Source organism: Nitrosospira multiformis, from assembly GCF_900111585.1.
Classification (GTDB): Bacteria; Pseudomonadota; Gammaproteobacteria; order Burkholderiales; family Nitrosomonadaceae; genus Nitrosospira; species Nitrosospira multiformis_B.
The window spans coordinates 312,476-325,850 of sequence record NZ_FOHI01000004.1; the positions used below are offsets into that span (position 1 = coordinate 312,476).

At 54.6% G+C, this 13,375-nt stretch carries 13 protein-coding genes; 3 read left to right on the top strand and 10 right to left on the bottom strand.

The features are described 5' to 3' along the window. Window positions 1-215: 215 nt before the first annotated feature. The 3 genes from flgA (at window position 216) to BMW46_RS08720 (ending at window position 1,930) form a co-directional block, all read left to right on the top strand. Entirely contained in the window at window positions 216-962 is a 747-nt protein-coding gene (gene flgA, locus BMW46_RS08710) for a flagellar basal body P-ring formation chaperone FlgA (protein WP_074707285.1), read from the top strand. Window positions 963-1,116: 154 nt separating this feature from the next. Further along, on the top strand, window positions 1,117-1,443 hold the full coding sequence (gene flgM / locus BMW46_RS08715; RefSeq protein ID WP_074707287.1) for a flagellar biosynthesis anti-sigma factor FlgM: 327 nt from the start codon (window positions 1,117-1,119) through the stop codon (window positions 1,441-1,443). Between the two features lies 1 nt (window position 1,444). Continuing rightward, entirely contained in the window at window positions 1,445-1,930 is a 486-nt protein-coding gene (locus BMW46_RS08720) for a flagella synthesis protein FlgN (protein ID WP_074707290.1), read from the top strand. A 266-nt stretch (window positions 1,931-2,196) separates the two neighbouring features. Here BMW46_RS08720 and chrA read toward each other — a convergent pair whose 3' ends face one another. The 10 genes from chrA to motB all read right to left on the bottom strand — a co-directional run bounded on the left by chrA (window position 2,197) and on the right by motB (window position 13,292). After that, window positions 2,197-3,576 carry a chromate efflux transporter gene (gene chrA, locus BMW46_RS08725; protein ID WP_081355745.1) on the bottom strand — a complete coding sequence of 460 codons (1,380 nt, stop codon included), beginning with the start codon at window positions 3,574-3,576 and terminating at the stop codon, window positions 2,197-2,199. 114 nt (window positions 3,577-3,690) lie between these two features. Next, window positions 3,691-4,557 carry a flagellar motor protein MotD gene (gene motD, locus BMW46_RS08730; RefSeq protein WP_074707293.1) on the bottom strand — a complete coding sequence of 289 codons (867 nt, stop codon included), beginning with the start codon at window positions 4,555-4,557 and terminating at the stop codon, window positions 3,691-3,693. A gap of 72 nt (window positions 4,558-4,629) precedes the next feature. Then, window positions 4,630-4,857 carry a hypothetical protein gene (locus tag BMW46_RS08735; protein ID WP_143121440.1) on the bottom strand — a complete coding sequence of 76 codons (228 nt, stop codon included), beginning with the start codon at window positions 4,855-4,857 and terminating at the stop codon, window positions 4,630-4,632. A 62-nt stretch (window positions 4,858-4,919) separates the two neighbouring features. Further along, entirely contained in the window at window positions 4,920-5,660 is a 741-nt protein-coding gene (locus BMW46_RS08740) for a flagellar motor protein (RefSeq protein ID WP_074707298.1), read from the bottom strand. Beyond that, on the bottom strand, window positions 5,642-6,370 hold the full coding sequence (locus BMW46_RS08745; RefSeq protein ID WP_074707301.1) for an RNA polymerase sigma factor FliA: 729 nt from the start codon (window positions 6,368-6,370) through the stop codon (window positions 5,642-5,644). The genes BMW46_RS08740 and BMW46_RS08745 overlap by 19 nt, the downstream gene beginning before the upstream one ends. A gap of 11 nt (window positions 6,371-6,381) precedes the next feature. Beyond that, window positions 6,382-7,275: a MinD/ParA family ATP-binding protein gene (locus tag BMW46_RS08750; protein ID WP_074707303.1), complete on the bottom strand. Its 894-nt coding sequence runs from the start codon at window positions 7,273-7,275 to the stop codon at window positions 6,382-6,384. Then, window positions 7,268-8,965: a flagellar biosynthesis GTPase FlhF gene (flhF, locus tag BMW46_RS08755; RefSeq protein WP_074707306.1), complete on the bottom strand. Its 1,698-nt coding sequence runs from the start codon at window positions 8,963-8,965 to the stop codon at window positions 7,268-7,270. The genes BMW46_RS08750 and flhF overlap by 8 nt, the downstream gene beginning before the upstream one ends. Continuing rightward, window positions 8,962-11,040: a flagellar biosynthesis protein FlhA gene (gene flhA, locus BMW46_RS08760; protein WP_074707309.1), complete on the bottom strand. Its 2,079-nt coding sequence runs from the start codon at window positions 11,038-11,040 to the stop codon at window positions 8,962-8,964. Before flhA ends, flhF begins: the two co-directional genes overlap by 4 nt. Window positions 11,041-11,042: 2 nt before the next feature. Continuing rightward, complete coding sequence (flhB, locus tag BMW46_RS08765) at window positions 11,043-12,221, bottom strand: flagellar biosynthesis protein FlhB (protein ID WP_074707312.1); 1,179 nt, start codon at window positions 12,219-12,221, stop codon at window positions 11,043-11,045. 273 nt (window positions 12,222-12,494) lie between these two features. After that, the gene (motB, locus tag BMW46_RS08770) at window positions 12,495-13,292 is read right to left on the bottom strand and encodes a flagellar motor protein MotB (protein WP_256377013.1); all 798 of its coding nucleotides are present in this window, start codon (window positions 13,290-13,292) and stop codon (window positions 12,495-12,497) included. Window positions 13,293-13,375: the final 83 nt, after the last annotated feature.

Consider the following 13,375-nt stretch of genomic DNA (forward strand, 5'->3'; position numbering starts at 1 on the left):
AGTTGCCTACGGTCCATTACGGGCCCATATTACGGGCCATTGCAGCAACAATCACGTAAGGAAGCAGGCAATCGCATAGTGATATCGTATATGGATACCTGTTCTGGATAATGCCTCGAATAGCGGAAAAAACACCTCTCATTTCCACCGCTACCCGATACTCATGCGTACTAAAATCCTGGAGTCGCACACCGGAAGCATTTTTGAGAGTCCATATGCCTGCCATCCATCTTCGATTACTATCCCGGTTATTGGCCTGTAGCCCAAACCTGCTCATTCTCCTATCCTTGATTCTCCCCTCGCTCGTCTCCGCAGCAGCCTCTGCCCCGGCAACTGCAAGGCAGGATCCGCATGCTGTCCAGCAGGCGGTTTTAAGCTTTCTGCAGATGCAGTCGATCGGTCTTCCCGGCGAGGTGGAAATCACGCCGGGGCCGATCGATGCGCGGGTGGGACTGCCGGCTTGCACGGCGCTTGAACCCTCCTTGCCGCCGGGCACACGCCCCTGGGGAAATACAACTGTCATGGTGCAGTGTACGGCGCCTCACTCCTGGACCATTTATGTCCGTGCTACTGTAAAAGTCGTGGCTGACTATCTGGTAAGCACCCGCCCACTGAGACAGGGACAGGTGATTGCGGCTTCAGACCTGACCCACCGGAAAGGCGATCTCACCCAACTTCCGCCGGGTATCGTGACCGACTGGAATCAGGCAATAGGCAGAACCTTGGGAGGCAGCCTCCCTTTCGGAAGTCCGCTACGCCAGGATATGCTTCGCGCTCCGACAGCCGTAATACAGAATCAGACTGTGAAGCTTGTCTCCAGCGGACGAGGGTTCAGTGTGAGCGCGGAAGGCAAAGCGCTGACCCATGCAACAGAGGGCCAGCCGGTAAAAGTTCGCAGCGCTTCGGGTACGGTTGTAAGCGGCATTGCCCGGGCAGGCGCCATCGTTGAAGTAACTTATTGATTGCAGGAAAGCAGGAAACAAAAAGATGACCTTTGCTCATCCGTTCTTGGGTTGCCGTCTTGCGTGTAAGAATCGGTAACTGGACCTGATAAATCTCAAGTTTCTCCCGAGTTCTCCGTTAAACTGTCTACAGTCAAACTGAGGAGACAAGCAATTGAAAATAGAGAACTCAATCAAAACAGAGTCTGCCAAGCCGGTTAACGAAGGGCAGCCGTCTCCTGGTAAATCGGGACAGCGCACTGTAGCAAGCGCTGCCACCTCGGGTGCGAGGGGCGCGAATAGCATAAGCACCGATATTCAGCTGAGTGTGCAACTGAAAAATATCGAGAAAAATTTGTCGAAGGGCGAGGTTTTTGATACTGAACGGGTAGCAAAAATCAAGCAGGCCATCAGTGAAGGCCGTTTCACGGTCAATGCGGACAAGGTAGCTGACGGATTACTCGACACTGTCCGCGACCTGATTCGCAGCAGGCAGGGATAACTTGAATAATACTGTTTTCGATCCCGTTACCGGTATTGCTAACGAGCGTGATGCTGTGCGGGTGTTCATCGATGTGCTGCGCAGGGAGCAGCATGCCTTGCAACAGGCGGATGTGTCCGTGCTGTTGCCGCTCGCCGTGGAAAAAGCGGGTCATGCTAAGCAGCTTGCCGAGCTTACCCAGGCCCGTGAGCAGTGGCTTGCAATGTCTGGCTCCCTGCAGGGTCAGGGCGGTCAGGGCGATATGGAACGCAAGTTGGCAGATCATCCCACCGCAGCTATGGCTTGGCAGGAGTTGCTCCAGTTGACTGAAACCGCTCACCAGATAAACGAAATCAACGGTATTCTCGTGAACCAGCGCCTCCGCTATAACCAGCAAAGACTTTCTGCATTACAGGCTGCTGCCCGTGGCCTCCATGATAATGGACTTTATGGCTCTAACGGTCAGCCGCAGATTTTTTCTGGCGGACGCCGGCTTGGCGAGATCTAAGGAAGCAAAACAGGACACGGATCGCGATTTCCCTCATATCCCCTATACTTACCTCTATTAAGAACGCCATCCAATCCGTATCAGGATCAGACGGATTGGAACAAAGTAAAGAATTCCGACATTTCCTGTGTCGGAATAAATGCTGGCATTCCTTTCATCTTTGCAGGTCTAACCTGCCGCCTCATCATCCGTTGCCCCTGAGCCCTTCACTCCCGTTCGCCTGAGTTTGCCAAAGGTGCGAACCAGGCTCAGAACAGACTGTGCGATCACTGCGGAAATAACGAGCGCAGCACCATGCCGCCCAGCCCGCATCCCAGAATGACCGGAATGACGCCGCTCTTGAAGCGAAATAAAGCAATCAGTGCGATAGCAGCCAGGGCAGCGGAAATCCAGTCTACGGGACCATCGATTCCCGATACCCAGAAAACGTGATAGGCAAAAAATAAGGCCAGATTGAGAATAATACCTACTACCGCGGCAGTAATACCGGTAAGCGGGGCTGTAAGTTTCAGATTCCCTTGTGTGGTTTCGATAAATGGACCGCCTAGCAGAATGAAAATGAAGCTGGGCAGAAAGGTAAAGAAAGTGGCGATGGCGGAGGCGATAAAAGCCGATGCAAAAAGTGCTTCTGAACCCAGTACTGCTTTGGCCCATCCACTGACAAAACCGACGAAAGTAACCACCATGATCAGAGGACCTGGGGTCGTTTCCCCTAGCGCAAGCCCATCGATCATCTGAATAGGCGTCAACCACTGGTAATGTTCTACCGCGCCTTGATAAATATAGGGCAAAACGGCATATGCGCCGCCGAAAGTAAGCAAAGCAGCTTTGGTGAAAAACCAGCCGATTTGCGTGAATGTATCCTCCCAGCCAAAGGCGAGAGAAAAAGCACCCATGACAATCGACCAGATGGCAAAGCCTGCGGCCCCCGCTCCTATGAACCTTCTCATGGTGAACAAGGCATGCGGTGGTATGGGCGTATGATCGTCAATCCAGGCGCTTTCGAAGCCCTTTCTGTCGGGGCCATGGACACTCGTGGTCCTGAAATAGTCCGGTGCAAAGTGTCCACTTGAATATCCAATCAGACCTGCAACCAGAACAATAAAGGGAAACGGTAGTTCAAAAACAAAGACTGCCAGGAATGCGAGCGCGGCAATACTCCATGTGATGGGATTTTTCAGGACCCTGGCGCCGATCCGCCAGGCGGCCGATAGAACAATGGCCACTACAGCAGGCTTGAAACCGTAGAGCAGGCCCGCAACTGCGGGAGCCGAGCCATATGCCATATATATCCAGGCAAGGCCCACGAGAATGAAAAAAGACGGCAATACGAAAAGCATGCCCGCAACGATGCCGCCCGGAGTGCGATGCATGAGCCAACCAATATAGGTCGCTAGCTGCTGCGCCTCGGGACCGGGCAGGACAATACAATAGTTCAATGCATGCAAAAAACGGCTTTCCGAAATCCACCGTTTTTTCTCGACGAGATCGTGGTGCATGATCGCGATCTGCCCGGCAGGTCCGCCAAAACTGATGAATCCGAGCTTCAGCCAATATAAGGCGGCTTCGGCGAAAGTAACAGGAGGGAATATATCTGGGAACGTATCTGGATTCGGTCCATCAGTATCTTTGCTTGAAGCGTCCATGCACTCTCCTCTATAGGGAATTCGACCCTTAAGATTGGAGCAGGCCTTGGACGCCGAGGTCTTGAAATGCGGACGTCTTGAATGGGGAGGCTGCTGAATCCCCGCAGGAAAAACTTATGCTAGTTTCTCTCGCCGAAAAAGGCAAGCGGTTCTCTCAGAATCCGCCGACGCGGACTCGGTTTCCTGTGACGCATCCTCGAGGTTATCGAATAACGGATTGTGGTCCGGATTGGAGAGGATCATGATGGTAACGCGTCGATTACGCGTACGGCCATCTTCGGTATCGTTCGAATCCACAGGCCGGTTCTCGCCATAGCCCACGGCAGTCAGCCGTGCCGCCTCTACTCCGCTACCGATAAGCAATCGAACCACGCTGCTGGCCCGCACTGCTGACAATTCCCAGTTGGAGGGAAATTTATCGGTTACGATCGGAATACTGTCCGTATGGCCTTCCACCTGGATGGGATAGTCGTTATCTTTCAGCACTTGCGCCACTGCTTCAAGAACGCGCGCGGAGTTTTGTTCCAGAACTGCCTGCCCGGGGGCAAATAATACCCTGGCATTGATTTCCACAGCCAGTCCCCGACTGCTCGGAATCACCCTCACCTGTCCGTTCTCGATGAGCGAGCTGAATGGCTGAAAGGCCGCTACGACATCTCTTGCGATAACTTCCATTGCCTCCTGCTGCCTGCGCTGCGCTTCCGCCAGACGACGCGCCTTTTTTATTGCCCGGTCCTCTTCCGGGGACTCCTGAACAGGTGACAAGGGCGCGGACTCAGGCGTAATAAGTATGCTTCGATCCGATTGCGCACCGAATGCGCTCACAAGCGAGCCCGCCACTCGCTGGTATTTGCCTTCGTTTAACTGCGAAACCGCATACATCACGACAAACAGCGCGAGCAGCAGCGTGATAAAGTCGGCATAGGATACGAGCCAGCGCTCGTGATTCTCACGCTCTTCCAGTTTGCGTTTGCGGGCCATATCAATTGAAAGCCTGTCTACCTGATAAACCGGGTTTCCGTTTTATTCTTCTACCATAACCGGTCTTTTTCTTCATACCTCTTTGTCACTCGCCCTGCGCCCACCTTTGCGCCGGTCCGGATTTCTTCTTTCGCTTGCTCCCCGGCTATTGGGGTCGCGCCGTTCTACGTCTGAACGTCTTTCCCCCTGCCGTCTCTCCACGTACACGCCATCCTTCATCGGCCTTTGCTTGTCATCTCCAGCCGTAACCATTTCGTTGGCTTCGTTTGGGATAGCGGTTTTGTCACTGTTTTTCATCATTTCTCCTGAATGGAACGATTGCTCTGCTGAGCAAGCTGTACCGATTCGGCCGGAAGGTTTCGTCATACAACATATCCCTTCAGCCGTTCTGCAATAAGCCGGGGATTCTCGCCTTTTGCAATTCCGACCAGGCCATCGACCAGCATGTCCCGCAGCAATACTTGCCGGGCAATGAGGGTCTTCAGCTTGTTTGCAATAGGCAAAAATGCAAGATTGGCCAGACCGACGCCATAAATGGTCGCGACGAATGCGACCGCAATACCCGCGCCAAGGTCGGCAGGATTGGACAGGTTCTCCATTACCTGGATTAATCCCATCACTGCTCCAAGGATGCCGAGAGTCGGTGCATAACCTCCGGCTGCTTCCCACACCTTGGCGCCCTGATGGTGGAGATCCTCGAAAGTCTCGATCTCCACTTCCAGCACGCGTTGCAATACCCTGGGTTCGGTGCCGTCCACCACCATCTGCAATCCTTTTCTCACGAAAGGATCGTCGATACCTTCAACATGAGTATCGAGTGCCAGCAAGCCCTCCTTGCGCGCAGCAGCGCTCCAGGTTGCAATATGTTGTACCAACGCCTCGGGGTTGAGCACTGGGGGAACAAATATCCAGCGGCTCATTTTCATGGCAAGTACAAACTGGCGGACCGGACTTTGCAGCAGAACAGCTCCCAGCGTCCCGCCCAACACGACTGTGAGCGAAGTAACCTGAATGAGCGATGCGTGGTGCCCTCCTTCGAGCACTTGCCCGCCAAAAACAGCAACCAGTGCAATACCGATACCTATTATGCTATTGAAGTCCATGCGCATTCCTTGAGTCGCACGCGTAGCCGGGCAATGGCCTGACTATGCATTTGACATATTCTCGATTCAGATACACCCAAAACGGCGCCGATTTCCTTGAAATTCAGTTCCTGCTCGTAGTACAGCCCCATCAGCGTTTTTTCACGCTCGGGCAGGACCTCTATCGCGTTGATCAAAATCCGGCGCAAATCGCCGTCGAGCAGCGACGCCAGCGGATCAGCAGTATTGTCGGCACAGTTGCGCTCCAGAAAATCGTCGTCCTCATCGTCCGAAAAATCCTCATAATGGATAAGCTGGGTTCCTCTTGCTTCAAACAGCATCTGCTGGTAACTTTCGATCGACACGCCGAGTTCTTCGGCGATCTGCCGCTCCGAAGGAGAGCGGCCGAGGCGCTGCTGCAGCACATTAATAGCGCTCTCGATCTGGCGCATGGCCCTTCGGACCCCTCTCGGAAGCCAATCCAACTGGCGCAACTCGTCGAGCATGGCGCCGCGAATGCGCTGCTGCGCATACGTCTCGAATTGTGCCCCGGGCATCTCTTCATACCGGTTCAACGCTTCCATCAGGCCGATCATTCCGACCTGTATCAGGTCGTCTGCTTCAACGCTGACAGGCAATCTCGCCATCATGTGATTGGCAATCCGTTTTACAAGCGGAGTAAACTCCACGATCTGCTGTTGTTTATCGATGGTGCCGACCGAAGTGTACATGCTGTTCCTCACTATGCCTCTGCTGTAACGGTATTCATTCCGGCACCCTGACTGCCGGGGCTGCCTTGCAGCAAACATTGCATGAAGCGTTCGAGCCCTCGTCCTTCATCCTCCTCGAACGGCCAGTGAATCAACGATTCAGCCGCATGCTGGAACGCTGCCCCGAAGGATGCAGCCGAAAGAGATGTGGGCAACGGGTTACCGGGACAAAGCTTGTGCTCGTACGGGATATATCCCAGGAACTGGAGCGAAATCCCCAGATAACGCTTGGCGGCGCTCTCCATATTGCTGAAAATGGTATTTGCTTCGATTCCTGTAACCGCTTTATTGATCAGAATGTGATAGCGCCGCTTATTCTGGTGGTTTCCACCGATATGCTTGATCAGCGCATAGGCAGCAGTAATGGAAGCGGCTTCGGGCGAAGCAACCACAACGATTTCATGACTTGAAAAAGCAAGCGAAAGCGAGCGGCTGGTCTTGCCGGGAGCAGCATCGATCAGGACCACGTCGAATGACGGCGTTATATGCGCGAAAGATCCGATCAGGTGAGCGCGGTCGCCGGCATTGAGTTTTTCAAGGGCTCGCATGCCTCGCCCCGCAGGGAGGATCGAAAATCCGTGGACACTGCTGACAAGCACTTCCTGCACGGTTCTGTCACGTCGAATAACATCCAGCAGGTCGCGGTGCGCGTTCAATCCCAGCAGCCCGCATACATTGCCTGCACCCGTGTTCTCGTCGATTACCAGCACACTTTTTCCATTGCGCGTCAGAGCCGCCGCGAGATTGATCACAGCTGTGGTGTTTCCCGTGCCCGTACCACCGGATGTGAGTGTGACAATGCGCAGGAAATTCTGAACCAGCAATCGGCGAAGGCCTTCTGCCTGGTCATGAATGGGTTCAGTCAAGGAACACCTCGCCCGTATCCGGTCCAATTCCGCCACCCTCGCGACTTGCCCCGGCTATCGAGCATGAATGATCGAGAGCGGTAAAAGACGTGGCATTCTGGAACGGAGGAAAATGAGCGAACTGCGAGAGATCGTCGAACATACGGTTTACCAGGGACTCGGCATCCGCGAGCTCGATATCCTCGGGGACCCGCTGACCGTGAGCAACGTAGTAGAGAGGCAGGCTGTGGCGCATGGCTATATCGAGCGCACAGCCCGTTACTACCGCTTCATCCAACTTGCTGATGATGGCGCCCGCCAGACCATCACCCCAGTAGGCCTGCGCAACTTCGTCCAGCGTGTGCCAACTCGAAGCGGCGTTGAGCAGCAACAGGCGCTTGATTTCACTGCCGCAGCCGCTCAGCATGGCAACCTGTTCGGCCACCATCTGGTCGCGCTGGCCCACGCCAACCGTGTCGATCAGCACAATATGCTTGCCGCGCAATTCATTCAGCACGAGGGCCAAGTCCTGCGTATCCCTTACCGCATGTACGCTGACCCCCAGAATCTTTCCATAAATCCGTAACTGCTCATGTCCGCCTATGCGGTAGCTGTCGGTCGTCAGCAAGGCGACCTTGCTTGCTCCATGGCGGACAACGCAACGCGCTGCGAGCTTCGCGGTAGTGGTCGTCTTACCCACACCGGTCGGCCCTACCAGAGCGTAAACACCTCCCTTCTCCAGAATTTCGTTCTCGTTCCCGATAGTCTGAAGATTGCCTGTCAGTGCCGTTCTTACCCAGTTCATGGCCGCGCTTGCGTCCAGATTTCCTGGCAATTGATCCAGCAGCGCCTGTACGGAAGCATCATGAAATCCTGCTGCCAGCAGCTGGCGAAATAATTGCCCGCGCACTGGATCGCGTCTCTCCTGTTCGTTCCGGCTTAGTGAGGCAAGTTGCTGCTCCAATGTCGAATGCATGAAACGGACTTCCTTGAGAACATTGGCCGCAACCTTGTCCGCGACTTGAAGGGAATCCAGCGCAAGCCGTCGCGGCCTGCGGGAAATTGCAATTTCCGGATTCACTGCCGTTGCTGAGTTGCGTGTATTCTGTAACCGTTTCTGCCAGCTCCGGAAATCTGACACCCTCGTTTCCCCCGTCATGCCGCTCGCTTCACGGGAGGTTGTTCCTCTGTTGCTTTTCTTGGCCGACCCTTCTCCACTCTTCGTGGACTGCACGCGTCCCGTGGTCGCGCGAGGACGTTTACTGGAAACTTGTGGAATGGCTTTTTTGTTGGTCCTGGCAGCGTGACCTGTCTCTTGCGCCTTCTTGCGCGGCGAAGGAGGCAAATCAGGCTGGGGCGCATCTTCAACGTTTCTTTCAATTCTTGCCGTCCTTGCTGTCTGCTCCGCAGCTGCAGCAGGAGGTACAACAGGATTTTCGGGCATACTTTTGGGAACCGCAGGTATCGTTGCCGACACGTCGGGCGAAAACCCGTTCTTGCTCTCCTCCCGCGGCCTTTGATGCTGCCCATCTTCTTTCTGGCATTCCGGCGGCGGGAGCAACGCAGATATATCGCTATTGCTCAAGGCCAATATCTCGACACCATTATCTACCGCCCGATTCGACAGAATCACCCCGTCGGATCCGAGCTCATCGCGTACCATGCGCAATGCTTCACTGGTTGTTTTGGCAAAAAATCGTTTGATAGTCATGCTCTGGCTCCAAGAATCGAAGTGACTTTAATATTGCTTGAATCGGGTACTTCCGCATGCGACAGTATTTTCAGTTGAGGGACGGCTCGGCGCAGAAAACGCACCAGTAAGGTTCGAAGCGGCGCCGGCACCAGCAACACGGGAACCAGCCCCACCTGCTCCTGCCGCTGACTGGCTCCAGCTGCCTCCCGAATGAGGGTATCGGCAAGTCCCGGCTCGATTCCGGCCCCGGTCGGGCTGGCTTGCAAAGCGTGCGTCAGCAACCTTTCCAGTCCGGAATCAAGCGCCATCACCTGCAGCTCACTGGCTTGGGGCCATATCTGCTGAACGATTGAGCGTCCCAACGCAATGCGCACCAGCGCTGTCAGTTCATGCGCATCCTGAACTTTCGAAGCGTGCTCGGCCAGAGCTTCGACGATGCTTCGCATGTCGCGTATATGCACATTCTCTTCGAGCAGATTCTGCAGCACCTTCTGCAAGGTGGAGAGCGGGAGCAGTTTCGGAACCATATCATCCACCAGCTTGGGAGAATCCTTTGAGAGGCGGTCCACCAATTGCTGTACTTCGGTGCGGCCCAGCAATTCGGCAGCGTGGTTGTGCACCAGATGATTGAGATGGGTGGCAACGACAGTGCCTGCATCAACCACCGTATATCCCAGCGACTGGGCGCGCTCTCGCTGACCCGCTTCTATCCAGACAGCGGGCAGCCCGAAAGCGGGATCGGTGGTAGCAAGACCGGGTACGTTGCCGGATACGATGCCCGGATTGATGGCGAGATACTGCCCCACATTGACTTCACCGGTTCCAATAGTGACGCCCTTGAGCGTTATCCGGTATCCGTTAGGGCGCAGTTCCAGATTGTCACGGATATGAACAGTCGGTGGAAGGTACCCGACCTCCTGGGCGAATTTCTTGCGCACGCCTTTGATCCGCCCGAGAAGCTCCCCATCCTGGGCCTTGTCCACGAGCGAAATCAGCCGATAACCCACCTCCAGGCCCAGTATGTCCACGGGCATGACATCATCCCAGCTCGCGTCCTGCGCCTCCGCCTGGATAACGGGAGCTGTCGGCGCCTGCGATGCAAACCGCTTGCGGCGCTGTTCTATCAGATAGGCACCTCCGCCGCACAATGCAGCCAACAGCAGAAAGGCAATGTGAGGCATACCGGGTATCAAACCCATGAGACCGATGATAGCGGCAGTCAAAGCCAATGCCTGGGGCTTTAAGAAAAGCTGGCCTGCCAGTTGAGTGCTGATATCCTCATCCGTACCGACGCGGCTTACTACCAGACCGGCAGCGGTAGAGATAATAAGCGCGGGAATCTGTGCCACCAGTCCATCACCGATGGCAAGCAGGGTGTAATTTCTGGCGGCGGTAGCAAGATCGAGGTCATGCTGCAGAACGCCGACTATCAATCCGCCAATTACATTAATAAAGAGGATGAGAATTCCTGCTATCGCATCTCCCCTTACAAACTTGCTCGCGCCATCCATGGAGCCGTAAAATTCCGCCTCCTGCGCAATGGAGACGCGCCGCCTCCCGGCCTCCTCTTCACCGATGAGGCCCGCGTTGAGGTCCGCATCGATCGCCATCTGCTTACCCGGCATGGCATCCAGCGTAAAGCGCGCGGAAACTTCCGCAATGCGGCCTGCACCCTTGGTAATGACGATAAAGTTGATCACCACCAGAATAACGAACACAACTATGCCGACTGTATAATTTCCGCCGACGAGGTAATGACCGAATGCCTCGATGACTTTTCCTGCCGCATCCGGCCCGGTATGGCCTTGCATCAGCACCACGCGGGTAGAGGCCACGTTGAGCGACAATCGCAGCAGCGTTGAAAGGAGCAGCACCGTGGGAAACACGGCAAAATCCAGCGGCTTGTGCGTATGGATGCTGACCAGCAGCACCATGATGGAGAGCGCGATGTTGAAGGTGAACATCATGTCCAGTAAAAATGCGGGCAGTGGCAGTACCATCATGCCGAGGATCATGAATATCAGCAGCGGGCCTGCAAGGCTGCGCGCCCTCGCACCGCTAAACAGGTAAGTCAGTTTTGTCATCGCAGTCATCGTTATTCAGGTTTTCCAGTTCTTCCCGCTTCCTTGAACGCTTTGTTTTCCGGATCCAGCTCAACCGGCACGTCAAGTTCCGGCAGGACTGGTACCTTGCCGCCCGGCTGGCCATATTGCTGATGACGGCGCAATTGATAAACGTAAGCGAGCACCTCGGCGACGGTGTTATAGAGGGTCTGGGGAATTTCATCTCCCAGCTCAGTATGTTGATAGAGAGCACGGGCCAGCGGTGGCGCTTCCAGCACCGGCACTTTGTGCTGATGCCCTATCTCGCGGATTTTCAGGGCCAATAGATGCATACCCTTGGCAACGACGCGGGGTGCCCGCATCTTGCCATCTTCGTATTTGAGCGCGACCGAGTAATGGGTAGGGTTTGTGATAATCACATCCGCCCTGGGAATCTCGGTCATCATGCGCTTTCTTGCCATTTCGCGCTGTTGCGCACGGATACGCCCCTTGATTTGCGGATTACCCTCCATTTCCTTGTTTTCCTGACGAACTTCTTCCTTGGTCATCCTGAGCTTGCGGTAGTGATCCCACAACTTGAACGGCACATCCACCGTGGCAATCAGTATCATGGTGCCCGCGATGGAAAAAAAACTCAGGGCAACCAGTTCGCCCATATGAGTTAAGCCCGGGACGAGTGGCCGGGCGATGAGCGACAACACGGATTCCTTGTAATGCCAGATCGTCCATACCCCTGCTCCGCCGATCAGCGCGGCTTTGAGGAGAGCTTTTGCTAATTCGATCAGGCTGTGCAGTGAAAACATGCGGCTTAGGCCGCTCAGTGGATTTATCCGCTTGAAATCGGGATTGAGCGACTTCCAGCTGAAAAGCCATCCGGAAAGCAGCATGGGCGCAATCAGGGCGACCAGGATCATCAGTATCAGGAAGGGAGCGAAGGTAATCAGCACATGGAAGGATTGCTCGAACAGGCGCTCGGCCAAGCGTGCCGACTCAAATCCGATCTCACGCGGGATATGCATTCCCTCCTTCATCAATCGGGCAAGCTGGCTGCTCAAGTGTCCGCCCATGAGCCAAAGACCAGTCCCAGCTGTAATAAGGAGGGCAAATGTCGAAAGTTCCGTGGAGCGGGGTGCCTGCCCCTCTTCACGAGACTTTTCAAGACGCCTGGGGGACGCCGGTTCCGTTCGTTCCTGATCGCTCTCTTCGCTCACTACAGATTCCTGTCACAACCCGAATGACTGATAACTCCACGTGGAATTACTGCACGTGGATGACATGCGACATTATTGGGCAGGTCGAGAGTGTGCTATCGGGGAAAAAGAACGTAATTTTCCCCATAATTCTCACGGCATCGCGGAGGGAATCAACACAGGGGGTTTTCTTTACACGGTGCGGAATGGGATTTCCGCATTGGGCAGGATCAGTGGAGTGTTTCCCAGCAGAGGAAATTGGTGCCGGATCTCCGGAAGGGTGACAACAGTTTCTCAGTCGGCCCTACTGCGCAAGGTTTCGCGATTGACCGTGCCATTCGTTTTGACTTCCGTTGTTTCCACGCCTTCCTTGCTTATTGCTTCGGCAGCCTTGTTGCTCATCACAATGATGCTGATACGCCGATTGACGGGATTCGTCGGATCATTCCTGTCGAACAGGACTGCGGAGCTCAGGCCCACCACGCGCATGATCTTTTGCTCATTCATCCCGCCGAGAATGAGTTCCCGGCGGGAAGCATTCGCGCGATCGGCAGATAGCTCCCAATTACTGTAATTTTTCTCGCCACTCGCGTAGGGAGTGGAATCCGTGTGACCAGAAAGGCTTAGCTTGTTGGGCATTTCGTTCAGCACACTGCCAAGTTTTTGCAGAATTTCGCGGGTGTGCGACTCCAGTTCAGCCTTGGCAAGCGCAAACATCGGCCGATTCTTATCATCGATGATCTGAATGCGCAGGCCTTCCGTCGTAATATCCAGCAGTAACTGCTTCCTGAATTCACGCATGGTCGGATTGGATTCGATCAAACGTTGCAAGCGGCCCTTCAAGTCCTCCAGCCGGCGTGCATCGCGCCGCTCCAGTTCAAGTTGCGCCGCCCTGAGACTGAGCGGTTTTTCAGAGCTGTCCACATCCACTTTTTGTACCTGCCCGTCCCGACGCATCAGATCTTTTCCACCTCCCTGAATCAAACTTGTCCGGTCACCACTCCCGGAATTTTTTTCCGGTATCGATTCCAGCGGTTTCAGAAAGTATTCGGAAATACCTTGCAATTGAGCCCGGGTCGCTGTCAACGGCAATTTAAAACTGATACAGTTTTTTCGACATCGGCAATTGAAATTTGATACACCCATCTGTGGTATTAATGGTATTGCCGATGATT